The organism is Streptomyces sp. NPDC029296 (assembly GCF_055569255.1).
This window is the reverse complement of record NZ_JBVHXT010000027.1, coordinates 40,678-65,042: the sequence shown is the minus strand read 5'-3', so window position 1 is coordinate 65,042 and position 24,365 is coordinate 40,678. Positions and strand designations below refer to the sequence as shown.

Annotated in this window: 21 protein-coding genes; 15 read left to right on the top strand and 6 right to left on the bottom strand. The window is 72.6% G+C overall.

Annotated elements, in window-relative coordinates; translation table 11 throughout:
• The first annotated feature begins 595 nt into the window (after nt 1-595).
• From ACZ4W9_RS23560 to ACZ4W9_RS23520, 9 genes are all read left to right on the top strand, one after another.
• The gene (locus ACZ4W9_RS23560; RefSeq protein ID WP_467938914.1) at nt 596-3,625 is read left to right on the top strand and encodes an amino acid adenylation domain-containing protein; all 3,030 of its coding nucleotides are present in this window, start codon (nt 596-598) and stop codon (nt 3,623-3,625) included.
• A 7-nt stretch (nt 3,626-3,632) separates the two neighbouring features.
• The gene (locus ACZ4W9_RS23555) at nt 3,633-4,418 is read left to right on the top strand and encodes a leucyl/phenylalanyl-tRNA--protein transferase (protein ID WP_467938912.1); all 786 of its coding nucleotides are present in this window, start codon (nt 3,633-3,635) and stop codon (nt 4,416-4,418) included.
• Between the two features lie 47 nt (nt 4,419-4,465).
• A complete protein-coding gene (locus ACZ4W9_RS23550; RefSeq protein WP_467938910.1) occupies nt 4,466-5,227 on the top strand; it encodes an N-acetyltransferase in 762 nt (253 codons plus the stop codon).
• Between the two features lie 69 nt (nt 5,228-5,296).
• On the top strand, nt 5,297-6,355 hold the full coding sequence (locus tag ACZ4W9_RS23545; protein ID WP_467938908.1) for a methyltransferase: 1,059 nt from the start codon (nt 5,297-5,299) through the stop codon (nt 6,353-6,355).
• A complete protein-coding gene (locus tag ACZ4W9_RS23540) occupies nt 6,352-8,229 on the top strand; it encodes an acyl-CoA dehydrogenase family protein (protein ID WP_467938906.1) in 1,878 nt (625 codons plus the stop codon). Before ACZ4W9_RS23545 ends, ACZ4W9_RS23540 begins: the two co-directional genes overlap by 4 nt.
• On the top strand, nt 8,226-8,888 hold the full coding sequence (locus ACZ4W9_RS23535) for a thiaminase II/PqqC family protein (protein ID WP_467938904.1): 663 nt from the start codon (nt 8,226-8,228) through the stop codon (nt 8,886-8,888). Before ACZ4W9_RS23540 ends, ACZ4W9_RS23535 begins: the two co-directional genes overlap by 4 nt.
• 154 nt (nt 8,889-9,042) lie before the next feature.
• Nucleotides 9,043-10,638: an MFS transporter gene (locus tag ACZ4W9_RS23530; protein ID WP_467938902.1), complete on the top strand. Its 1,596-nt coding sequence runs from the start codon at nt 9,043-9,045 to the stop codon at nt 10,636-10,638.
• A 153-nt stretch (nt 10,639-10,791) separates the two neighbouring features.
• Nucleotides 10,792-12,027 carry a cytochrome P450 family protein gene (locus ACZ4W9_RS23525; protein WP_467938900.1) on the top strand — a complete coding sequence of 412 codons (1,236 nt, stop codon included), beginning with the start codon at nt 10,792-10,794 and terminating at the stop codon, nt 12,025-12,027.
• A gap of 106 nt (nt 12,028-12,133) precedes the next feature.
• On the top strand, nt 12,134-12,694 hold the full coding sequence (locus tag ACZ4W9_RS23520; RefSeq protein WP_467938898.1) for a pyridoxamine 5'-phosphate oxidase family protein: 561 nt from the start codon (nt 12,134-12,136) through the stop codon (nt 12,692-12,694).
• A gap of 99 nt (nt 12,695-12,793) precedes the next feature.
• Here ACZ4W9_RS23520 and ACZ4W9_RS23515 read toward each other — a convergent pair whose 3' ends face one another.
• A complete protein-coding gene (locus ACZ4W9_RS23515) occupies nt 12,794-13,078 on the bottom strand; it encodes a heavy-metal-associated domain-containing protein (protein ID WP_467938896.1) in 285 nt (94 codons plus the stop codon).
• A gap of 306 nt (nt 13,079-13,384) precedes the next feature.
• Between ACZ4W9_RS23515 and ACZ4W9_RS23510 the strand changes: the two genes are divergently transcribed.
• From ACZ4W9_RS23510 to ACZ4W9_RS23490, 5 genes are all read left to right on the top strand, one after another.
• Nucleotides 13,385-14,350, top strand: a complete 966-nt coding sequence (locus ACZ4W9_RS23510) for a hypothetical protein (RefSeq protein ID WP_467938894.1) — start codon at nt 13,385-13,387, stop codon at nt 14,348-14,350.
• 459 nt (nt 14,351-14,809) lie between these two features.
• Nucleotides 14,810-16,060: an ABC transporter substrate-binding protein gene (locus tag ACZ4W9_RS23505; RefSeq protein ID WP_467938892.1), complete on the top strand. Its 1,251-nt coding sequence runs from the start codon at nt 14,810-14,812 to the stop codon at nt 16,058-16,060.
• Nucleotides 16,061-16,217: 157 nt separating this feature from the next.
• On the top strand, nt 16,218-17,198 hold the full coding sequence (locus ACZ4W9_RS23500; protein WP_467939012.1) for a hypothetical protein: 981 nt from the start codon (nt 16,218-16,220) through the stop codon (nt 17,196-17,198).
• 631 nt (nt 17,199-17,829) lie between these two features.
• Entirely contained in the window at nt 17,830-18,228 is a 399-nt protein-coding gene (locus tag ACZ4W9_RS23495) for a hypothetical protein (RefSeq protein WP_467938890.1), read from the top strand.
• Between the two features lie 179 nt (nt 18,229-18,407).
• Nucleotides 18,408-19,232, top strand: coding sequence for an SAM-dependent methyltransferase (locus ACZ4W9_RS23490; RefSeq protein ID WP_467938888.1), 825 nt, complete (start codon nt 18,408-18,410; stop codon nt 19,230-19,232).
• Here ACZ4W9_RS23490 and ACZ4W9_RS23485 read toward each other — a convergent pair.
• The 5 genes from ACZ4W9_RS23485 to ACZ4W9_RS23465 all read right to left on the bottom strand — a co-directional run bounded on the left by ACZ4W9_RS23485 (nt 19,229) and on the right by ACZ4W9_RS23465 (nt 23,155).
• On the bottom strand, nt 19,229-20,137 hold the full coding sequence (locus tag ACZ4W9_RS23485; RefSeq protein ID WP_467938886.1) for a helix-turn-helix domain-containing protein: 909 nt from the start codon (nt 20,135-20,137) through the stop codon (nt 19,229-19,231). The genes ACZ4W9_RS23490 and ACZ4W9_RS23485 overlap by 4 nt on opposite strands.
• 79 nt (nt 20,138-20,216) lie before the next feature.
• A complete protein-coding gene (locus tag ACZ4W9_RS23480) occupies nt 20,217-20,453 on the bottom strand; it encodes a DUF397 domain-containing protein (RefSeq protein WP_467938884.1) in 237 nt (78 codons plus the stop codon).
• A gap of 219 nt (nt 20,454-20,672) precedes the next feature.
• Complete coding sequence (locus ACZ4W9_RS23475) at nt 20,673-21,542, bottom strand: MBL fold metallo-hydrolase (RefSeq protein WP_467938882.1); 870 nt, start codon at nt 21,540-21,542, stop codon at nt 20,673-20,675.
• Between the two features lie 166 nt (nt 21,543-21,708).
• Nucleotides 21,709-22,188: an AAA family ATPase gene (locus tag ACZ4W9_RS23470; RefSeq protein WP_467938880.1), complete on the bottom strand. Its 480-nt coding sequence runs from the start codon at nt 22,186-22,188 to the stop codon at nt 21,709-21,711.
• Nucleotides 22,189-22,588: 400 nt separating this feature from the next.
• Nucleotides 22,589-23,155 carry a TetR/AcrR family transcriptional regulator gene (locus ACZ4W9_RS23465; protein WP_467938878.1) on the bottom strand — a complete coding sequence of 189 codons (567 nt, stop codon included), beginning with the start codon at nt 23,153-23,155 and terminating at the stop codon, nt 22,589-22,591.
• An 85-nt stretch (nt 23,156-23,240) separates the two neighbouring features.
• On the opposite strand from ACZ4W9_RS23465, the gene ACZ4W9_RS23460 reads away from it, so the two are divergent.
• Entirely contained in the window at nt 23,241-24,164 is a 924-nt protein-coding gene (locus tag ACZ4W9_RS23460) for an SDR family oxidoreductase (RefSeq protein ID WP_467938876.1), read from the top strand.
• The last annotated feature ends 201 nt before the right edge of the window (nt 24,165-24,365 follow it).

Here is a 24,365-nt window from a genome sequence, read left to right as displayed (position 1 = left end):
GCCCCCCGCTCTTTGCCGCCCACCCGGGTGGGAGCGGCTCCACTCCTCTCTTTTCGCCCGCGCGACCCCGTCTCCGCCCCCGGTTCCCCTCTCCGGAAAGGAGATCTTCCCCCGTTGACAACGCCTGCCCCCTTAGGGTTTCCTCGGCACGGTCGCAACAGAGCACAGTCGGCGCCGGGTCGAGTACCCGGGCACAGCAACTGACGTTCGGTTGGGAGATGGGGGACGGCAACGATGGAGACATCGACGATGCAGGGACCGATCGCGAGCGCACACCGCTGTCTGTGACGGCGCCGGGGCGCGCTGACACCTCCGGGGCCGATCGACTCGCCCACCCGATTTCCCCGAGCCGGCCGAACCCGTTCCGCGTGGCCGCCGGGACGCGTCCGCGCGCCCGCCGCATCCCGGGCGCGGCGGCCTCTTCCTTCTGATTTCCGATTTCCGCCCACAGCCAACGGATTCACTGCACACCGGCACCCCGGCCTGCTGCGCGCTCCCCCAGGGCCGGCCCCATCCCAGGCACGAGTTCGCCCTGCGCCCACGCGCGTCGGCGGACACGTCAGCGTTCTCACACCCGCACTGGACGAGAGGACTCATGGACATCATCGGGAAGCCGTACGCACACGAGCGCTTCGCCGCCGTGGCGGCGGCTCGTGGCGAGGCGACAGCGGTGGAACACGACGGCCGCCGGATCGGCTACGCCGAACTCGACGCGGAAGCGGACCGGCTGGCACACCGGCTGCGGGCCCGCGGCGCGGGACGCGGATCGGTGGTCCTGGTCCACCTGGAGCGCTCCATCGACCTCGTCGTGTCGCTCCTCGCGACGCTCAAGGCGGGAGCGGCCTACCTTCCGGTGGAGCCGGGCGTCCCCGACGACCGGATCGCCGCCTATGTCAAAGAGACGGGCTGCGCGGTCGCCGTCACCCGCCCCGAGCACGCCGGCCGGTTCGCCGGGCTGCCGGTCACCACCCTGGACCCGGCCGCCGGGACCGCCGAGGACTCCCCCGGCGCCGGGCCCGCCGCCGTCGAGCCGACGGACACCGCCTACGTCATCTACACCTCGGGATCCACCGGTTCCCCGAAGGGCGTACGGGTGGCCCACGCCTCCCTCGCCCATCTGTGCGGCAGCGTCAACGAACGGTACGGCGTGGGGCCCGAGGACCGGGTGCTGCAGTTCGCCGCGCTCTCCTTCGACACCTCCGTCGAGCAGATCCTCAACACCCTGCTCCACGGCGCGACCCTCGTCCTGCCCGAGTACGCCTGGGCACCGAGCGAACTGCCCGGCCGCCTGGTGTCGCTCGGCATCACGGTCATGGACCTGACCCCGCCCTACTGGCGTGCCTTCCTCGCCGAACTGGCCCGGGAAACCGTCGACTTGCCGGTACGGCTCACCATCGTGGGCGGCAGCGCGGTGCACGCCGAGGACTGCCGGACCGCCCTGCGGCTGATGCCGGACTCCCGCCTCGTCAACGCCTACGGGCTGACCGAGACGACGATCACCTCCTGCACCATGGAGATCACCCCGAAGGCGCTGCCGGCGCAGGGCCCCGCGCCCGTCGGACGGCCGCTGCCCGGGACCGTCGTCCATGTGCTGGACGAGGACCTGAACCCGGTCCCGGCCGGGCGGCACGGCGAGATCTACCTCGGCGGCCCCGGCGTCGCCCAGGGCTACCTCGCCGACGAGGCACAGAGCCGTAAGCGGTTCGTGACCCTGCCGGGCGCGGCGGCGGACACCGGGACCGTGTACCGCACCGGCGACCTGGGCGGCTGGACTCCCCACGGGTACCTGGAGATCGTGGGGCGGGCCGACCGGCAGCTCAAGATCCGCGGCTTCCGCGTCGAACCCGCCGAGATCGAGGCGACCCTGTCCGCGCACGACCTCCTCGACGACGCCGCCGTCACGTCGTTCACCCACCGGGGAGAGGAACAGCTCGTCGCCTACTTCACCGCCCGGCGCGCCCCCCACCGGCTCGATCCCGGGGAACTGCGCGCCTTCGCCGCCCGCCGGCTGCCCGCCTACATGGTCCCGGCCCGGTTCGTCCAGCTCGACGCGATGCCGACGACCGCGCACGGCAAGATCGACCTCGCCGCGCTGCCCGGCCCGTCCGAGCTGCCCGCGCCCGGTCCGGCGGCCGGTGCCGGGGCGTCCCCGGCGAGCCTGGTCGAGCGCGCCGTCGCCGGCCTGTGGTGCCAGGTGCTCGGCGTCGAGTCGGTGGAGCCGGGCGACAACTTCTTCGACCTGGGCGGGAACTCGATCCTCGCGGCCGAGCTGATGGCGAAGGTCCGGGCCTCGCTCGGCGTCCTGATCACCCAGGTGCGCCCGCTGATCCGGCTGCTGCTCGACGACGCCACGCTGCGCGGCTTCGCCGCGGCGGTGGAGTCGGCCCGGGCCGGCACGCTCAGCGCGGACGGCGCGGCCCCGACCGACCTGCGGGCGGACACCGCCGTCGGCGTGCCGATCCAGGCGCGGCCCACCGGGGAGACCGCGTGGGCGGACCCGGACCATGTCTTCCTCACCGGGGCCACCGGCTTCCTCGGCGTCTACCTGCTGCGCGATCTGCTGCGGACCACCCGCGCCACCGTGCACTGCCTGGTGCGGGCCCGCGACGCCCGGCACGCCGTCGAGCGCGTCCAGGCCACCGCGCGGCGCTATCTCGCCGAGGACCTGGCCGAGCACGTGGCGTCCGGGCGGATCGCGGTCGTGCCCGGCGACCTGGACCGGCCGCGCTTCGGGCTGAGCGAGGCGGAGTTCGACCACTTCGCCCGGGTGGTCGACGTCATCCACCACCCGGGCGGGCTCGTCAACTTCATCTACCCCTACTCCCATATGCGCCCGACCAACGTCGAGGGCACCCGGGAGATCATCCGGATGGCCGGACGGTACCGGAACATCCCCGTGCACTACGTCTCCACCATGGCCGTGGTCTCCGGCTTCGGCACCGCCGGCGTCCGGCACGTCACCGAGAAGACGCCGCTCGACCATCCGGACCGGCTGTCGGTGGGATACGTGGAGAGCAAGTGGGTCGCCGAGGGGCTGCTGCTGAACGCGGCCGAGCAGGGCCTGCCGGTCGCCGTCTACCGGGCCGCCGACATCTCCGGCGACCGCACGACCGGCGCCTGGAACACGGCCACCGAGATGTGCGCGATGAAGAAGTTCATCGTCGACACCGGCACCTCCCCCGTCGCCGAACTCCCCCTGGACTACACCCCGGTCGACTGCTACTCCGCCGCGCTGCTGCACATCGCGTCCGCCAGGCTGCCGGCGGGCGAGATCTACCACCTGACCAATCCCGGGAAGGTGAACGTCTCGGTGCTGGCCGACCGGCTGCGGGCGCACGGGCACACCATCCGCGAGGTGCCCTGGGAGGAGTGGACCGACGGGATCGTGAGGACCGCGATCGAGCGGCCCGACCACCCCATGACCCCCTTCGCCCCGCTGTTCATCGACCGCTGCTCCACCGGCGAGATGAGCGTGGCCGAGATGTACCTGGAGACGACGTTCCCCGTCTTCGGCCGGGACAACGTCGAGAACGCGCTGCGCGGCAGCGGCATCGAGATCCCGCCCGTGGACGCGGAGATGCTCGACCGCTACATCCGGTACCTGACCTCCATCGACTTCCTGTGAGGTGGACGTGTACATCCGTACGCTGGCGCGTACCGGCGGCTTATGGGAATCGCTGGACGTCCTCGGCGGCCCGGCGGACGGGCCCGTGGCCTTCGGGGGCGACCTCGGCCCCCAGTCCCTGCTCGCCGCCTACCGGCGCGGTCTGTACCCCTTCCCGGCGGCGACGGCCGAACAGCGGATCGTCAACGAGCTGATCTACGAGGCCGATGTCGCCGCCGGTGTGGTGAAGGTGCTGCCCGGCGGTGACGAGCCCTACTCCATCGCCTGGTGCTCCCCCGATCCGCGGCCCGTCATCCACGTCGGCCAGGCCCGCCTTCAGCGCAGCCTGCGCCGGCAACTGCGCGGCACGCCGGACTGGACCACGACGGCGGACCTGTGCTTCGAACGGGTGGTCCGCCAGTGCCGCTCCGGACGCAGCGAGCAGTGGCTCACCGACGACCTGCTGAGCGGCCTGTGCGTGCTGCACGAACTCGGCCACGCGCACAGCGTCGAGGTGTGGGACGGTGACGAACTGATCGGCGGCACCTTCGGCGTCCGGGTCGGCTCCGTGTTCAGCGCCGACTCCCAGTTCACCGTGCGCAGCGGGGCGGGCAAGACCGCGGTCGCCGATCTGACCCGGCGCTTCGCCGCGGCCGGCGGGGTGGCCGTCGACGTCCAGCGCGACGGCGACCACGTCCGGCTCCTGGGCGCGCGGCCGATCCCCCGGGCGCGCTACCTCGCCCTGCTCGCCGGGCGGCGCGACGTCCGGCCGCTGCCCACGGAGCGGCTGCCCGCCCGCCGGCTCGCCGGGTGAGGACCGCCACCACGACCGTGCCCGCGCTCACCGACGGGAGCAACGCCATGAGCACCACCAGCACCGGCCTGCGCGTGACCAGCCTCGCCGAGCGGCCCGACCTGGAGGAGGCGATGATCACGATGGAATCGTCGTGGCCCGCCTACATCCGCCCCGATCCGCTCCTCGTGGACTGGGCGCTGCGCCGCCACGCCGAGCACCAGCTCGTCGTCCTGGACGAGGAGGACCGTGTCGTCGCCCGGGCGGCCAGCGTGCCCTTCGCCTGGGACGGCGACCCGGACGGGCTGCCCGACACCGGCTGGGACGAGGCGCTGCGCCTGTGCCTGTCCGACACCGCCGCCGGCCGCGAACTCACGGCGCTGTGCGCGCTGGAGATCGCCATCGTCCCGGACCGCCTCGCGCGGAACATGTCCGTGTACGCCCTGCGCGCCCTGATCGGCCACGCCCGCGCCAAGGGGTTCGGCGACCTGGTGGGCCCGGTCCGGCCCAGCGGCAAACACCGGCACCCGGGGCTGCCGCTGGGCGAGTACATCGCGCTGCGCCGGTCCGACGGGCTGCCCGAGGACCCCTGGCTGCGGGTGCACGTACGGGTCGGCGGCGAGGTGCTGCGGGTGTGCCCGGCGTCCATGACCATCTCGGGCAGCCTGGCCCAGTGGCGGGAGTGGACCGGGCTGCCCCTGGACACCGACGGGCCCGTGGAACTGCCCGGCGCCCTGACCCCGCTCACCGTGAACACCACCCACGACCACGCCGTGTACGTCGAACCCAACGTCTGGGTCCGGCACCGCCTCACCGGCCGGCTCCCCTGACGGACCGGCGGGCACACCCACCGGTGTCCCCCACTCTCCCCGAGCGACCTCACGAGAAGGAGTACGACCATGAGCACGACCGGACAGGACGTCCTCGCCACCGGCACACCGGATCTCCGGGCCGCCCTGATCGAGCGGATCGGCGGCTACATGACCGCGCACGGCATCGGCGTGGCCGCCGAGCTGGGCCTCGCGGACCTCATCGGCACGGGTGCGCGTACCAGCGGCGAGCTGGCCGACGCCACCGGTACGCACGAGCCGTCGCTGCGGCGGCTGCTGCGCATGCTGGTCGCCGTCGGCATCGCCGAGGAGACGGAGCCGGGCCGCTTCGCGCTGACCGACATCGGCTCCCAACTGCGCTCCGACTCCCCCGACTCGCTGCACAAGTTCGCCAGGATGTTCAGCCACCCCATCTTCCTCACGTCCTGGCAGAGCCTGCGCCACACGGTCACCACCGGCGAGCGCGCCTTCGACCACGTCTACGAGATGGGCGTCTACGACTGGCTGGCCCGGCACGGCGAGACCAGCACCCTGTTCAACGAGGCGATGAGCGAGGAGTCCCGGCTCTCTGCCGCACAGCTGGCCGCGGGCTACGACTTCCCGGAGACCGGCACCGTGGTGGACCTCGGCGGCGGCGACGGCACCCTGCTCTCCGCGATCCTCCAGGCCCGGCCCGGGCTGCGGGGCGTCGTCTTCGACAGCCCGAGCGGTGTCGCGGAGGCCCCGGCCACCCTGGGCAAGGCCGGTCTCGGCGACCGGTGCGAGGTCCGGTCCGGGGACTTCTTCCAGTCCGTGCCGGGCGACGGCGACCTGTACATCATCAAGAGCGTGTTCCAGGACTGGGGCGACGACGAGGCCCGGGCGATCCTGCGCACGGTCCGGGCCCACATGCCCGCCGCCGCCACCCTCCTGATCGTCGGCACGGTCCTGCCCGGGACCGCCGACACCTCCGCGCCCGTCGCGTACTTCACCGACGTCAACATGATGGTCACGACCGGCGGCCAGGAGCGTACCGAGGGCGAGTTCCGGACGCTGCTGGAGGAGACCGGGTTCACCGTGCGGTCGGTCGGGGTGGGGCAGGCCGGACCGCTGTCGGTCATCGAGGCCGTCCCCTCCGCCACGGCATGACGGCGCAGGGGATGCCGCAGCCGCAGGCCCCGGCCGGTACCGGCCGGCCGGGGTTCGCCACCGGGCTGTTCCTCGGCCGGCCGCACGCGGAACCGCTCGCCCTGCCCGCGGGCGACCCGCGGCGGCTGCCCCCGGAGGAGGAGCGCTTTCTCGCCCGCCTGCGCGACTTCTGTGAGAAGGAGGTCGACAGCGCGGCGATCGAGCGCGAGGACCGCGTCCCGGACGAGGTGATCGAGGGGCTCAAGGACATCGGCGCGTTCGCCGTCCGGCTCCCGCGCCGGTACGGCGGGCTGGGCCTGTCCACCCACTGCTATCTGCGCGCTCTGATGCTCACCAGTACGACGCACCCGGCGCTGAGCGAACTGCTCGCCGCCCACCAGGCGATCGGGCTGGCGCAGCCGCTGCTGCTGTTCGGGACCGAGGAGCAGAAGCGGACGTTCCTGCCGCGGTGCGTGCGGGAGATCTCCGCGTTCGCCCTCACCGAGGCCGACATCGGCAACGATCCGTTCCGCATGCGCACCACGGCCGTGTACGACCCGGCCTCGGACGGCTATGTGCTCGACGGGGTGAAGACGTGGACCACCAACGGGGTGGTCGCCGACCTGCTGGTGGTCATGGCGGTCGTACCCGCCGGGGACGGCGGCGAGGGAGGGATGACGGCGTTCGTCGTCGAGGCGGACTCGCCCGGCGTGACGGTGGAGCGGCGCAACTCCTTCCTCGGGCTGCGCGGACTGGAGAACGGCTGCGTCCGGCTGCACCGGGTGGCGGTGCCGGCGGGCCACCGGATCGGCGCGGAGGGCGAGGGGCTCGCGATCGCCCTCGCCGCGCAGGACACCGGGCGGCTGTCGCTGCCGGCCGCCAGTGCCGCCGCGGCCAAGTGGAGCCTCGGGATCGCCCGGCAGTGGAGCGCCGCCCGGGTGCAGTTCGGGCGGCCCATCGCCCGGCACGACGCGGTGGCCGGGAAGGTGGCCTTCATCGCCGCGACGGCCTTCGCGCTGGAGGCGGTGGTCGAGGTCGTCGCCCGGCGCGCGGAGGCCGGCGACACCGACACCCGGCTGGACGCGGAGCTGGCCAAGCTGTTCGCGTCGGAACAGGCGTGCCTGGTCGCCGACGAGCTGGTACAGCTCAGGGGCGGCCGCGGCTACGAAACGGCCGGCTCGGCCGTCGCCCGCGGCGAACGCGGCGTCCCGGTCGAGCAGCAACTGCGGGACGTCCGGATCGGCCGCATCTTCGACGGCTCCAGCGAGGCGCTGCGGTCCTTCCTCGCCCACGACCTGATCGAGGCACACCGCGCCGCGGCGGGAAACGGGGAGGAGGCGGGGGACGAGACGCCGGCCGGCCCGGACCGGGACGGCGATGTGCTGGACACCCACCTGGAGTTCGTCGCCCGGACCAGCCGTCGTATCGCCGGCGAGCTCGCCGCGGTCGCCGCCGGGGCCGGATCCGGAGCCGGATCCGAGGGTGACGGTCTGGACGGGCGGCAGCGGTTCCTCGGGCGGATCGTCGACATCGGCGCCGAGCTGTACGCGATGAGCGCGAGTTGTGTCTACGCCCGGGCTCTCGGCGGCCCGGACGGCTCCCCGGCCGAACTCGCCGACGCCTTCTGCCGCCAGGCGCGGCTGCGGGTGGCCGAACTGCTGGCCCGGCTCGGCGAGAACACCGACGCGACGGACCGCGCGGTGACGGAGCACGTCCTGGACGGCCGTCACGCCTGGCTGGAAGAGGGAGTGGTGGACGTCTCCGTGGACGGTCCCTGGATCGCCGAGCAGCGGCCGGGACCGGCGACGGGACCGAATCTGCGGAGGATCATCCGGCCGGCCGGAACAGCGGGAACGGCCCGGTCCACCGACGAAGCGACGAGGAGGACCCCGTGAAGACCGCGACGGACGTCCTGGAGGCGGCGCGGCTGCGGATCGCCGAGGACGCCGAGCCCAACCGTTTCCTCGACGTGCTCGAACAGGGCCGCATGCCCGGGGAACGGCTCAAGTGGCTCGCCGGGGAGCTGTACCACCTGGTGAGCAGCGACCGCCGCAGCTTCGCGCTGCTCGCGTCCCGCTTCCCCGCCGCCCCGGCCGGGGACCTGTTCCTGGCCATGGCCCAGGGCGAGGGCCAGGCCCTGGAACTGCTCGGGGACTTCGCGACGGCGGTCGGCCTCACCCCCGAGGAACTGCGGGCCTACGAACCGCGGCCGCTCGCCCAGGCCTATCCGGCCTACCTCACGCGGTCGGCGCTGTACGGCACCGCGAGCGACACCGCGCTGGCCCTGCTGGCGAACGTGGAGGAGTCCACCGAGACCTATGTCCGGGTGGCCGACGCCCTGGTGGCGCGGTACGGCGTCGAGGAGCGGGCCCTCGAACACTTCCGCTACTTCGCCGACACCCCGCAGGCCCTGCTGGACCAGGCGACGGCGACGCTGGCGGACGGTCTGGCCGGCGGGGACGACCCGGTGGCCGCCGTGCGCTCGGCGCGGACCGTGCACGCGCTGGAGAACGCGTTCTGGAACTGCCTGGCACACGGTCTCGGCACGGGCTGAGCGCGCAGGACCCCGGCCGTCCGACCGGCTTGACACCCATACCCCCCATCCGTATGTTCACTGCAATACCCGGTGGGGGTATGCCTGTGCGCCGGCGGCCGTGCCACGGCGCGGCGCGGCCGTGTCGCAGGTCTCGACGAGGAGAGGAGTGCTGATGTCTTCGGCAGGAAGTCCGCAGTTACGAGCAGGGGGTAAGCAGTGGGCCGCGTTGGGCCTGCTGGTCCTCCCCGCGCTCCTGCTGTTCATGATGCTGACCATCCTGTTCCTGGCCATCCCCTATCTCGCGGCGGATCTGCGGCCCAGCAGCACGCAGACACTGTGGATCCTGGACATCTACGGCTTCCTGATGGCGAGCCTGCTGGTGCTCATGGGTACGGTGGCCGACCGTTTCGGCCACCGGAACCTGCTGATCACCGGGGCCCTGCTGTTCGGCCTGATCTCGGCGGCGGCGGCCTTCACGGAATCGCCCGAGCTGATGATCGTCTGGCGTGCGCTGCTCGGCGTGGCGGCGGCCATGCAGATGCCGACCACGCTCGGCCTGATCTTCACGATGTTCCAGGACCCGAAGCAGCGGGGCGTCGCCATCGGCACCTGGGCGGCGGCCATCTCGGCCGGTGTCGCGCTCGGTCCGCTGCTCAGCGGCCTGCTGCTGGAGGCGTTCTCCTGGCGGGCCACGTTCTTCGTCGCCGTACCGGTGATGGCGGTCGTGGTCATCGGCGCGCCCCTGCTGCTGCCGGGCCGGCAGGGTCCGAGCACGGGCCGGCTGGACCTGTTCAGCGCGCTGCTCATGCTGCTGACGCTGCTGCCGCTGATCTACGGCGTGAAGTCGTTCGCCACCACCGACTCACCGCTGGTCCCGGCCCTGGCCGTGGTGGTGGGCCTGCTCTTCGGCGTCGTGTTCGTCGTCCGCCAACTGCGCTCCGCCGAGCCGCTGCTGGACGTCCGGCTGTTCAAGAACCGGACGGTCAGCGGGGCGCTGGGCGTCTTCATCCTGTCGGCCATGGGCCTCGGTGGCGTGTATCTGATGTTCACCCAGTACCTCCAGCTGGTGAAGGCGCTCTCGCCGCTGAAGACCGGGTTCGCGATCCTGCCCGCGGCCCTCGTCCTGATCGTGGTCGCGATGCGCTCCCCGGTCCTCGCCCGGCGCGTGCGGCCGGGGTACGTCATCGCCACCGGGCTCGCCGTCCAGGTCGTCGGCTACATCCTGTTCACCCTGATCGACAGCACCACCGGGCTGCCCTGGGTCATCGCCGGCTTCATCGTGCTCTACCCGGCGGTCTCCCCGTCCATGGCGCTGACCACGGACCTCGTGGTCGGTTCGGTGCCGCCGGAGAAGGCGGGCGCGGCCGGCGGCCTCGCGTCGACCGTCAACGACCTCGGCATCTCGCTGGGCGTCGCCGTCATCGGCAGCATCGGCACCGCCGTCTACCGCGACGGCGTCGACGACAAGCTGCCCGACGGCCTGTCGAAACCGGCGGCCTCCGCCGCCCGGGAGAACCTCGACGGCGCCGTCGCCGCCGCCCGGGAACTGCCCGGCCGGGTCGGGGACGAGTTGCTGGGCGCGGCCCGGGACGCGTTCACGAGCGGACTCAACGTCGCCGCCGGAACGGCCGCGGTGATCGCGGCGGCGGGTGCCGTCGCCGCGGCGGTCTCGCTGCGCCACGTGCCGCCGACCGGCTCGGCGGCGCCCGGCACCACACCCGCCGAGGCGAGCCCGGCCCCGTCGGTCCCCGCCGCGGACGCCGACTGACCGACGGCACCCGGGCCGGCCGGCCGATGTCCACGACACGGCACCAACGGAACGGTGCCTACACCGATTTCAAGTGAACACCGCCGGACGTGGCGGCCGGTGCGGACTCCGTCCCCGCCGGCCGCCTCGTCCGGCCCCACCAGGAGGCACGCAGTGTCAGTGATCCCCTTCAGCGCAGCTCCCACCGAGACACTCGACAACAAGGGCGGCCGGTGCATGTACGCGCAGGTCGAACGCCTGCGGTCGCTGGGGCCCGCCGTTCCCGTGCGGCTCCCCGAGGGGGTGTCGGCCTGGTCGGTGTCCCGGGGGGACGTCGTACGGATGCTCCTGACCCACCCCGGTGTGTCCCGGGACCTGAAGAAGACCGTGCCGGGTTACCGGCCCGGTTCCGTGCCCTGGCTGTCCCCGTGGGTCGACCTGGACTCCATGGCCACGGCGGACGGGCGTGAACACGCGCGGCTGCGCAAGCTGATCACCCCGGCCTTCACCCCGCGCCGGGTGGAACGGCTGCGCTCGCACATCGAGGCGGACGTCGCGATGCTGCTGGACCAGCTGGCCGCGCGGCCCGGCGACGAACCGGTGGACCTGCACGAGGAGTTCTCCTACAGCGTGCCCACCCAGGTCATCTGCGACCTCTTCGGCATCCCGGACGACCAGCGGCCCGAGGTGCTGCGCGTGTTCCGGGCCGTGGCCAGGACGGGCCTGACCGAGGAGGAGTCGGTCGCGCTGTACAACGACCTGGTGGCCGCGATGCACCTGCTGATCGCCACCAGGCGGAAGGCGCCGGCGGACGACCTCACCAGCTTCCTGCTCGCCGCGCGCGAGGAGGGCGAGGAGTCCCTGAACGAGCACGAGCTGGTGTCCACGCTGCTGCTGATGATCGGCGGCGGCAGCCAGACCACCATCAACCTCCTGGATCACACCGTCCGCGAACTCCTCGCCCGGCCCGACCAGTTGAGCATCCTCCAGGCGGACCCCGAACGCTGGGACGACGCGATCGAGGAGTCGCTGCGCGTGCACTGCCCGGTGATGCACCTGCCCATGCGCTGGGCCAAAGAGGACATCGACCTGGGCGAGGGAGTGGTCGTACGCGCCGGGGACGCCATCCTGATCTGCTACGGCGCCCACGGCCGGGACCCCGGGGTGCACCACGATCCGGAGACCTTCGACATCGACCGGGAGGACAAGGACCACCTCGCCTTCGGCCTCGGCGCGCACTTCTGCCCGGGCTCGCACCTCGCCCGGCTGGAGGCCCGGATCGCGCTGCCCGCGCTGTTCGACCGGTTCCCGCGCCTGGCCCTGGCCGTCGCCCCGGAGGACGTCCCGCCCGGGCAGACCTTCATCGGCAACGACGTCGCGTCCCTGCCGGTCTTCCTGCGGCACACGTGAGCACGTCCTGCCGCGGGTTCGCCCCGCACACCCCGGGCCCCGGCCAGCCCGCCCCGGGAAGCCCGTATCCGCCGCGGCGCCGCGGCACGACTGCGAGAGGTCCCGCATGGCGTTCGACGAGAGCCTGATCGACCGGACGGCGCACCTGCTGGACCGGGCGCGCTATCTGAACCTGGCCACCGCGCGGGACGGAGCCCCGTGGGTGGCCACGCTGGAATACGCCTGGTTCGGCGGTCCGCTGCACTTCGTCTTCGGTTCGTCCACCGGTTCCCGGCACAGCGGTGACCTCCGCGCCGACCCCCGGGTGAGCGGTTCGCTGTTCGTGACCGAGGGCGCCGCCGGGGTGGCCATCGCGTCCGTGGACGGTGCGCAGTTCACCGGCCGCTGCACGGAGATCGGCCCCGAGCTGCTGGCGGCGTACTACGCGCCGTTCTACGAGACGGTGTTCCCCGACCCCGGGCAGCGTGCGCGGTGGCAGTTGCCGCCGGAGCGGTTGCGCGGGGCCGCGCCGCACCGCCTGTACCGGGTCGACGTCGAGCGCTGGTGGCTGGTCGACACCCGTCATTGGGAGGAGGACCGCATCGACCGCAGGATCGAACTCCCCCTGGACGCCGGCACCCAGGCCCGGCTGTCCGCCCGCGCGCGGGTGCGCGCGGTGTCCCCCTGAGCCGGGGGACGTCCGGTCCGGCCGGGCCCGCCGACGGGGGTTTGCGCGGGCCCGGCCGGATCGCTCCCCGCACCGCGGCGAGGAGCGCCTCGGCCGGCGTCAGGCGGCGCGGCCGGCCAGCGCGTATCCGGCTTCGTCGACGGCCTGGGCGATCAGCGCGTCGTCGGGGGTGTCCTCGGCGACCACGGTGACCCGGCCCGTCTTCACGTCCACCTCGACCGACAGCACACCGTCGACGCCGCCGACGGCCTTGCTGACGGCGGCCTCGCAGTGACCGCAGGTCATGCCCGTCACGGCGTAGACGGTCTTCGTGGCGTCGGTGGTGATCCGGGTGGCGGTCGAGCCGGAGTGGCAGCTGCCGTCGGGGCTGCAGCAGGACGACATGGGCTTCCTCCAAGGATGGTGATGAGACGGGGCGCGATCGGATACCCCTAGCGGGTTGGGGTATCGCAGGCGCCGACGAAGCACAGGTATACCCCCTACCCCTATCCAGCTGCAAGTCGTCCGGCCCCCGGGGCGGCGCGTCACCCGGCGCGTCCGCCGCCCGCCCGGCAGCCGCAGACGGCCCCCCACCCATACCCCCTGCCCGTATCGGGAGCAAGGTGGTCCGCGACTTGACTCTGTACCCCCCTGGGGTATGTTGAAGCTCATCGGACCGCCCTGCGGGCAGCGATCAGACGAGGAGTCACCATGAACACCGGGCTGCGGATCACCGCCTTCGCCGCCGCGCTCGCCGCGGCGTTCGGCGTCGCCTACGGCGTCGGCGGCGGGGTCGGCGAGATCTCCCTCCAGACCGAGAGCGCGGCACACGACGGCCACGCGGGCGGCGCGGCGGACCGGGAGCCCGCGGGCGGCTCCGGCCCGGCGGCGGCACCCGGCGGGCTGCAGACCTCCGAGCGGGGCTACACCCTCGACCTGAAGACCCCGGCCGTCACGGCGGGCCGCAAGGCGGTCCTGCGCTTCGCGGTCGTACGGGACGCCACCGGGCGCCCGCTCACCGCCTACCAGGAGGAGCACACCAAGGAGCTGCACCTGATCGTCGCCTCCCGGGACCTGACCGGCTATCGGCACCTGCACCCGACGCGCGCCGCCGACGGCACCTGGTCCACCCCCGTGTCGCTGCCGAGAGCCGGGGTCTACCGGGTCTTCGCCGACTTCACGCCCGCCGGCGGCGAAGGACTGACCCTCGGCGCCGACCTCACCGCCTCCGGCGCCTACGCGCCGGCGCCGCTCCCCGCCCCCGCCGCCACGGCCGAGGTCGACGGATACCAGGTCAGCCTCCGAGGGAACCTCACCCCGGGCCGGGCCGGCGAACTGACGCTCGGCGTGAGCAGGAACGGCAAGCCGGTGCGCGACCTCCAGCCCTACCTCGGGGCCTACGGCCACCTGGTGGCACTGCGCGCGGGGGACCTCGGTTACCTGCACGTGCACCCGGGCGGTGAGCCCGGCGACGGCAGGACCCGGCCGGGACCGGACATCTCGTTCACCACGACGGCGCCCAGCACCGGAACCTACCGGCTGTTCCTGGACTTCAAGCACGCCGGCGCGGTGCACACCGCCGCGTTCACCGTCCGGGCGGGCCGGCCGGCCCAGGCGCCGGACACCTCCGCGACGGCCTCCCCGCGGTCCGGAGAGCACTCCGGGCACAGCCACTGAGCGCGGCCGGGCCCCCGGGCCGTGACACCGTTCGGACCGTGTGACAGGCGTGGCAGAACCGGGCCACGCGTTCGTCAACCGCCGTCCCCCGCCCGGCCGTTGACGCCCAGCATGAGGCTCGACGCGTGAGGGTCGGACGACCCCTGGGGCTTCATGGTGCGGGGAGAGGCGGCGGCGCGGTCCGGCTGCGCCGCCGCGGTGTACGGCCTGCTGCTGGCCGGCTGTACCGCCGGCGGGGACGGCCCCGGCCGGCGGCCGGGACGGGGAGCGGCGCGACCGGGAGCACCGGCGTCCGACGGCCGCGCGGGTCGGGGCGGCGCTCCACGACCCCCGGGCCGCGCCGGCCCGGGGCGCCGGTTCTGCCGCCGGGCGGGAGGCGCTCTGACTGCCGCCCGCCGTGCTGCGGCCGGTCGCCGAACGGTCCGCGCACGCACTGGACATACCCGCCCCCGGTGGCCCGTGGCGGAGACCACCGCCGGCCGGACCCCGCCGGCCCCGGCCGAGGACCGGACACCGGCCCGGCGGCGGGTACTGGTCCTGGGCGGCGCGGCGGCCTCCGTGCTCGCGCTCGGCGGCGGAGCCGCGTATCTGACGGCGGCCGGCCGGGCGTCCGGCGGCGGGCCGCCGGTGCACACGCTCGGCTTCCAGGCCGATCTGACGGGCCCGGACAAGGCGGACGGCGTGGCCCAGGAGCGCGGCGCGCGTCTCGCCGTGGCACACCACAACGCGCGTGCGGGCATCGCCTTCCGCCTCGCCCTCGACACCTTCGACGACCGGGGCGACGCCGCCCGGGCACGGCAGGCCGCCGAGCGTTTCGCCGGGGCCGCCGTGAGCGCCGTCCTCGGACCGGCCACCCTCACGGCGGCGCCGGCCTCGGGTCCGCGCTACCGGGCCGCGCGCACCGCCATGGTGCTGATCTCCCTGGACGATCCCCGGCTGGGCGACGAGGGACCGGACATCCTGCGCGTCACCCGTGCCCCGGAACAGTTGCCGGCCCTCCCGCTGACCGCGTACCTGACCGCCGTACGGCCGGTCGACCGCACCGCCGTGATCGACGACCGGGCGGCGGGCCGCACCGGCTCCGATCTCGCCGACGCGCTCGTCAGGCGTCCGCCCCGCGAGGGCACGACCCGCGTGTTCCCGGTGCCGGCCGGCAGCGACGACTTCTCCCCCGCCGTCCGCGCCGCGCTCGCCGCGAGGGCCCGGGCCGTCGTCTTCACCGGGACATCGCCGCGGCGCGGCGTGCGCTGCGCCCGCGCCCTCGCGGAGGCCGGCTTCACCGGACCGCGCCTCGGCACCTGGCACCTCATGCGCCCCGCCTTCCTCCAGGAGGCCCGGGCGGCGGGTGAAGGCCGGGTGTTCGGCGCCCCGTTCACCGACCCCGGCAGCGTGTCCGGCGCCTTCCGGTCCGCCCATCGCGCGGCCTACGGCACCGCGCCCGGCCGCTGGGCCGCGGCGGCGTACGACGCGGTGGGACTCGTCGCCCGCGCCCTGGAGTCGCCGGGCGGCTCGGCCGGCGCCACCCCGGGGGCGGTTGCCCAGCGCCTGTCGGACCTCACCTATCAGGGACTCGCCAAGACCCTCCGCTTCACCGCCGACAGCCCCCGGGGCATCGACGTACAGCGGGATGCCGGGTACTTCCTGTACCGGGCGGAGGGGGCGGCCTTCCGTTTCCTCGGGCGGTACGACCGGGTCACCGGGCGGGGATGAAAAATGAGGTGCAACCTTGTGGGCGGGTTGTGAGTCTTCTGATCGATCACACCGTGGTCGCGTCTACAAGGAGACCATCATCAGCGCCATACGCAAGACCCTGACCGCCACCGCCGTCGTCGGTGCCGTCCTCGCGGGCTCCGCCGCCTGTGGGACCGTGGAGCAGCTCTCCGCCGGCAAGAAGCTCGACCGGGCCTTCGAGAAGCTCGGCGAGAAGAAGACGCTCTCCTTCGAGCTGGACCTGGACACCGACGCCGCGTCCCTGAAGGCGCTGGACGCCAAGTCCGAGCCCGAGCCCGGCGACGAACTTCCGGACGAGGTCGCCGAGCTGCTCAGCGACGCGAAGATCACGCTCACCATGCAGTCGAAGAAGCCGCTCGCCGACTCCGGTGAGAAGGACCTCGTGGGCATGGCGATGAAGGTCGGCAACCCGGACGGCGACCTCGCCGAGTACCGGGTGATCGGCGACTACACCTACCTCCGTGCCGACGTCCAGGCCATCGGCAAGCTGACGGGCAGCCCCGTACCGCCCGCCGACGACCTGCCCCCGGAGGCCGGTGCCTTCAAGGACGCCCTGCAGGGCAAGTGGGTGAAGTTCAACACCAAGGAGATGGAGAAGGCCGGTCTGTCCGGCCAGGACGACGAGGACAGCCCCTCGCCCGCCCCGTCGCTGGACGCCAAGACGCAGAAGAAGCTCATGAAGTCCCTGCGCGAGGTGGTCGCCCGCGAGGTGGAGCTGAAGACGGCCGACGGGGACGGCGGCACCGAGCACGTCACCGCCACGGCCCCCTTCCGCACGCTGGTCACCAAGCTGTTCCACGAGATCCGCCCGCTGGCGAAGGACCTCCCGCCGGGCATGGACCTGCCGACGGACAAGGACCTGAAGGACGCCCCCAACGCCAAGGTGACGGCGGACTTCACGCTCGAGGACGGCGAGCTGTCCGAGGTGGACGTGGACCTCGCCAAGCTGGCCGAGACCCCCAAGGTGAAGAAGCTGGGCCTGACCCTGCGGATGAGCGACGGCACCAAGCCCACCGTTCCGGCCGGTGCCAAGGAGCTGGACCTGAAGGAGATGATGGCGGGCTTCTTCGGCACCCCGGAGCTGAACGGCGCCGAGTTCGACGACGAAGAGTTCTGATCCCGCCGAGCGCGAAGGGGGCGGCACCGCACCGCCCCCGGCCCCACCGGACGAGCCGCGGCGACACGCTCCCCACCTACGCACCGAAGCCACCGCCCCCCCTGCCGGACTCCGGCCCGGGGGCGGTGTCGCGCCGTCGCCGAATAGACCGGCAGGCGAACAAAGAGGCCCGACTCGATCAGGCGTTCCCCGTAAGCTCGCTCTCGAAGCCGTCGGCACGGGCACCGACAATCTGACTTTGCACAGACCGGCTTTCCGGGCCGATCGGGACACCGCTGCCGGTAGCGTCATCCTTGCTCCGCGTCACACGAGCCCGCCCCGGGAATCGGATGCCGCCGATCCCGGGGTGCGAAAGAGTCGAGTAAGGAAGCGCCATGCCCCACCCGATTCGCCGAGAGCGCTGGTGGCTCTCCGGGCAATTGCACGGTATCAGTTCGCCCTTTCACCCATGGGGTGATCTCGCAGGGTAAGGCACTCGCACGCGTGATCCTTCGCAACACGTTCACGTCGGCATATGCCATCGCCCCCGCCCCGAGGTCCCGTGCGGAATACGAATCTGCGTTCTCTTCCCGGCCGTTCACTCCCGATGTCACACCGTTGCCACCGCCTCGAATACGAGGCTTTCATACAATTGTACGGACAGCTCTATTACCGCTACGCACGAGCGCGCCTGGACGAGGAGGCTCCGTCCCGGCTGGCCGTCGACTTCACCATCCGAGCCGTGCGCAGACGGTGGACGGACCTTCTGCGCCAGCCTTGCCCCGCCACGGAGGCATGGCGGCAACTCCGCCACCACGTCACCGCGTTGCGCACCGAGCGTGACAGCCTCGTCGACCGCCTCTACGAGAGCTGCGCGCCCGACATCGCGGACATCGCCTTGCTCAGCTACCGGCTCAGCCTGCCGCTGGACGCCACGGCCGACGTCATGGGGATAGACCGCCCCTTCGCCGCGGCCGGCCTGCGCGCGGCCGTGCGCCACTGTTCCCCTCAAGCCCTCGAACACCTGGAGGAAGTCGTCCCCCATTCGTAGGTCGGCCTACACGGTCGGCGATGGGGCGTCACCCCCGAGAACACCACGTCCGCGCCCCATCCGCGCCACCCTTCACGCCACCCTTGCCTCAAAGCACGGTGGTGGATCTTGTCGTGCCCTCTTAGGATGGCCGCTCATTCCCTGGAGAGATCGGGGCTCGACCAGGAAGGGCATGCGCGTTGGCCGACAACCGACCCATCGACCTGTCCGTTCCCAGCGCGGCCAGGATGTACGACTGGCTGCTGGGCGGAAACTTCAATTACGAGGCGGACCGCCTGGCCTGCCAGGAACTCTTGCGGCACGCACCGACCAGCCGTGCGTTGGCCCGCAACAACCGCTGGTTCCTCGAACGCGTCGTACACACACTCGCCGCGGAGCACGGAATCAAGCAGTTCGTCGACTTCGGATCCGGCCTGCCCACCCAGAACAATGTGCATCAGGTGGCGCAGGCCGTTCACCACGACGCACGAGTGGTCTACGTGGACAATGATCCCGTCGTCCTCGCGCACGGCCGGTCCCTTCTCGATTCGAACGACCGCACCACCATCATCGAGGCCGACATGACACAGCCGGAGGCCATCTTCGAGAGAGCGGAATTCGGCCGGCTGATCGATCTGCGGGAACGCACGGCTGCTCTCTTCATCTCCGTTCTGCACTGCGTCAAGGACAGGGACGACCCCGCGGGCATCGTCCGCCGGGTCGTCGCCAGACTCCGGCCGGGCAGCTTCGTCGTGATCTGTCACCTCGTCAGCGAGGACCGCGTTCTCCGGGAGCAGATCACCGAACTGATGCGGCAGCAGACGGGCGACCAGTGGGGCCGGGTCCGCGAGAAGTGGGAGGTCGACCGCTTCTTCGACGACCTGATCGTCCACCCGCCAGGGCTCGTGGACGTGACCGACTGGAGAGCGGACTCCGACTTGCGCCGGCACGATCGCAGCATCGAGTGGACGGACTACGGCGGCATGGCAGAGGTCCCGCCGCGGCCGGCACCGAAGGAAACCTAGGCGTATGCCTCGCGCGCCTTCTTCAGTAGCTCCAGGGTCTTCTCCCGGCTCAGCGCGGAGTCGTTGCTCAGACGCAGAAGCAGCGTCGCGAACCGTTCCACATCCCGTGTCTGCATGTGATAGTCCGCGCTGTCGTTGCCCTCCACATAGACGATCGGAGGAAGATCGCCCATCTCGAAGGTCAGGTGCGTCATCGAGGCGTGGTTGGAGACCACCGTGCCGGCGAGCGGGACGATGCGAATGGAGACCCGCGGGTCGTCCGTGAGGTCGATGAGCTTCTGGATCTGACCGCGCATGACGGCCTTATCGCCGACGACACGGCAAAGGATGCTCTCGTCGAGCAGGAAGGTGGCATAGGGCGGGTCCTCTTGGCGGAAGAACCGCTCCTGCCGCTCACGCCGCAGCCCGGTCCGCGGTCCGATCAACGCGGGCGCCGGCCTTGCCTCGCTCAAGCCGTTCCGAATGATCCGCTCCGCGTATTCCGGCGTCTGGATCAGCCCCGGGACGATGAACGCCTCGAACGTCAGCAGTACCGAACACTGCGATTCCAGTCCGATGAGACGCTTCATCCAGTGCGCCGCGCAATCGGAGAACTTCCGCTCGAACCACTCCGGTTCGGTGGCTCGCTGCGCGAAGGCCATCAGCAGCCGGCGGTCCTCCTCGGGAAGGCCGAAGAAACGGGCGAGTTCCCTGATGTCCCTGAGATCCGGCGGGCTCTCGGCCCGCTCCAGGCGGCTGATCTTGGAGACGGACGCGTTGATCGCCTTCGCCACGGTACTGAGCGTGCGCTTGCCCCGCAGTTCGCGGAGCCGGTGTCCGAGCAAGAGCCCGGCGACGGTCGGGACGACCTCGGCGACCGGGCGCCCTTGGAAAAGCGGGACGACGCCCTCGGACTCAAGGGACACGCGGCCTCCAATCAAGGGAAAACTTCCCTCCCATGATGGCATGCCAGAAGACCGCGCGTCCCCTCGAATGAACTTCCGACTAACCGTCGATCAGATGATCGAACTCCTGCTTCTTGGCGCCGTCCATGAACGCCTCGAACTCCGTGTTCTGGAAGATCAGGGCCGGACCGGCCGGGTCCGTGGAGTTCCGGACCGCCACCCTACCGTCGGGAAGCCTGGTCAGCTCCACGCACTGGCCGTTGGCGCTGCTCTTCCTGCTCTTCACCCACACCGCCTCGATCGAAGCGGCAGACACCCCGTTCGAATAGTTCTGCATGCGCACACCTCCTGAAGTCGCGATGCGATTATCCGATTTCCTCGCCGCCGTGCCGTCAACTCCGTGAAACGGCAGGCGGGTATGCCGTGCAATCCCGCGATGCAATTGCACGACGCTCACCGTATCGGAATGCGCGCCTCACCCGTTCGAACATGGCGACCCACTTTCGGGTGATCCGCAATGGTCGGGTCAGGAGTGTCTGACCGGTCGTGCCCCCCGCTACCAGCGGATCGCCCCGAAGTCGATCGGGCGGGGGCGGAGCAGGCGGGTGCGTTCGGTCAGGGCGTGCAGGCGGCGGGACATCTCGTCGGTCGGCAGGCGGCGCCGGTCGCCGTGGCCGGGCAGGACCCATTCGAACCGCAGCCGGTCCGCCGTCCTGGCCAGCGACGCGGCCAGTTCCTCGATGGAGTACCAGGTCACGGTCTCCGCGACCTCGAGGTCCCCGGTCGTCCGCGACCAGTAGAAGCTGTCGCCGGTGAAGCAGTACCGGTCGTCGGCCACGTACAGGACGCTGCCCCGGGTGTGTCCGGGCAGGGGGTGGACGGTGACCCCTTCGGCGATCTCCACCGGCTCCGGCCCGCGGATCACCCGGTCGGCGTCCGGCGCGGCGTCCAGGTCGCCTTCGTGTATCCACAGCCGGGCGCCGAAGTGGTCGGCGTAGCGGCGGCCGTGTGCGGCGTGGTCGCGGTGGGTGAGCAGCACGTCGGTGACGGGCCCGGAGGCCGTGTAGCGCCCGGCGAGTTCCGGGCTCCAGCGCGGGGTGTCGATCATCATCCGGGTGCCGGACGGCCGTAGCAGCAGGTACGAGTTGGCGCCGGCGGTGTGCGGCGAGTTGTGGCCGCAGATCAGCACCCCGTCGTCCAGGGCCAGCGGGAACGGGTCCAGCGACCGGTCCGCGCGGCCGGCCGGCGGGCGGATCGAGCGGGTGTGGCAGGCGAAGACCGCCGCGTGCAGGCGCCGGTTCTCCGCCTCGTCGGCCGGCGGGCGCAGGATCCGCGACTTTCCGTCGGCCTCCTCGATCAGCTCGGGCGCGAACTGCCGGGCCACGTCGCAGTTCGTGCAGCGGTCGTCCACGTACCATCCGTCCACGGCTGGGCTCCCTGCCTCGCGGGCGGCCCCGGCCCGGGCCGCCGTCCCCTCCAGGGGTACCCCTTCGGCCGCCGAACCGGAAGCCCGGCCTGATCTTGCATTTCGGGCGCCCCGGCGCTCTGGGCGCCGAGCGGGAAGCGGTCCGGCCGGATGATCCGACGGTGGTTCAGGGGCGTACCTCGAAGCCGCCCCGGCCGTCGAACCGCACCTCGCGCACCATGTCGAACCCGTCCGCCGCCGAGGGTCTGCGCAGCCGTTTCAGGGTCGCGAGGACGCCGACGCCGGGGACCCGGTCTCGGCCCTCGCGGGCGTCGTTGCGGCGCAGGGAGCCCGCCGCGTCGGGCGGGAACCAGTAGGCCGTCACGGTCGCCCCGTGGGCCCGGGCCGCCGCCACCAGCGGGTCCCACTCCCGGGGCGACGGGTTGGTGTTGTCCACGGCCACGGACCGGCCCGCCGCCAGGTGTTCCGTGACCAGCCGCATCTGCCGGGCCTGCTTGTTCCTCGCACCGCGCGGGAACAGGTCCTTGCTGACCGGCTCGTACCGGTCGGACAGGCAGCGCGTGGAGAAGGTGGACTTCCCGGAGGCCTGCAGCCCGACCAGCACCGCCAGGTCGGCCGGGCCCGCCGGGTCCGCCTTTGTGGTCATACCCGCCACTGTGGCACGCCGTCGGCCCGGTCCGGGCATCCGCGGGCCGCGCGACGGCGGGCGGGCGCCGCGTCTGCGTCTCAGTCCCGGCCGGAACCCTCCAGCAGGCCGGCGACCTGCGGGCCTACGACCTCCCACCCGTGGGCGGGGCCGGTTCAGGGCGAGGCGCGCGGGCCCACCGCCGGGAGCGGCGGCGCCGGAAACCGGGCCCCTGGGCGCGGGACCGTGGACTTGGAGGCGCTGCGCCCCGGGCCGCCCGCACACCGGCCGAGGCTGCCAATCCGGCGCCCGCGGACCGGAGTACCTTCCCCGTCCCGTCCGAGGACGCCCGGACGGGACCCGCCGACGCGACGGCACCGCCGCACCGGAACCTCGCGCCCGGCTGGACGAGATCGCGGGCCTAGCCCCCCGCGGCCACCTGCCTGAACGCGTCCAGCGTCTCGCGCACCAGGTCCGTCATGTCCCGTTCCCCGTCCTCCGCGAGCCAGCGTTCGAAGCCGACCCTGAACACGGCGACGCCGGCCTCGGCGGCCAGGCTGGCGGCGGGTTCGGTGACGTCGCGGCGGCGCAGGGTCTCGGCGAGGGCGGCCGACAGCGAGGCGAGTTTGATCAGTTCGCGTTCCCGGAGTTCCGCGTTCGCCGCGATGACGGCGTGCCGGGTACGGGCGTAGGCGCGCCGGTCGGCGAAGGCCGCGCAGACCGCGTCGAGGCCGCGCGCGAGCGCGTCGATGGGCGCCGCGTCCCCGGGGGCGTCGGCGACCGCCCGGACGAACAGGTCCTGGAGGTCGCCGGCGCCGGAGAACAGCACCTCGCGTTTGTCGGCGTAGTGCCGGAAGAAGGTCCGCTCGGTCAGCCCGGCCCGTCTGGCGATCTCTGCGACCGTCGTCTGCTCGTATCCGCGCTCGCTGTAGAGCTCCAATGCCGCATCCGCCAGGCGCCCGCGCGCGTTCGGCTCCCATCTGCTCATGCCCAGATCCTAGCGATGACAGTGACTGTCATCGAGTGTTAGGGTCGATGACAGTCACTGACATGAATAGTCGGGAGTTTTCCTCATGCGTTTCTTCGTGACCGGTGCGTCGGGCTGGATCGGCTCCGCCCTCGTGCCCGACCTCGTCGCGGCCGGGCATCAGGTCGTCGGGCTGGCCCGCTCCGACGCCTCCGCCGCCGCGCTCGCCGGGGCCGGGGCCGAGGCGGTCCGCGGCTCCCTCGACGACCTCGGCGTCCTGCGGGACGCGGCTGACGCCTCGGACGGCGTGATCCATCTCGCCTTCAAGCACGAGCTGGCCTTCGGCGGTGACTTCCAGGGGGCCGCCGAGGCCGACCGCCGCGCCGTCGACGCCCTCGGCGACGCGCTCGCCGGCACCGGCCGGCCCTTCGTCCTGGCCTCCGGGCTGGCCGGACTGACGCCGGGACGGGTGGCGACCGAGCGGGACGTGCCCGCGGCCGAGGGGTCGCCCGCCGCCGTCCGGGGGGCCACCGCCCAGGCCGTGCTCGCGCTCGCCTCGCGCGGTGTCCGCTCCAGCGTCGTACGGCTCTCCCCCACCTGCCACGGCGACGGGGACAACGGCTTCATGGCGACGCTGGTCGCCGTCGCCCGTGCCAAGGGCGTCTCCGGGTACATCGGCGACGGCACCAACCGCTGGGCGGCCGTGCACCGTCTCGACGCCGCGCGGCTGTTCCGGCTGGCGGCCGAGAAGGCGCCCGCCGGGTCGGTGCTGCACGGCGCGGCGGAGGAGGGCGTCGCGATCCGCGACATCGCGGAGACGATCGGCCGTCGTCTCGACGTGCCCGCGGTGTCGGTGGCGCCCGAGGAGGCGGACGGCCACTTCTCCTGGCTGGGCCGCTTCCTCGGTCTGGACTCCGCCGCGTCGAGCACGCTCACCCGCGAACTGGTGGGCTGGGAGCCCGTGCACCCCGGGCTCCTCGCGGACCTGGCCGAGGGGCACTACTTCCGGGTGCCGGCCAGCGCCGGCTGACCGGACCGCAAGCGGTGACCGGCCCGCGAGGGCGGTGACCGGCGCGGAAGCGGTGACCCGTTCCCGGGCGGAAAAAAGTCCTGGGGGGGGGGGGGGGGCGGGGGGAGGCCTCTGTGGGTCCCGGTTTCCCTCCCCCCCGTGACCCCGCCGACCCTTGGTGGTGGGGTCCCCGTCCCCCTCCTCCCTGACCCCCCCCAAACC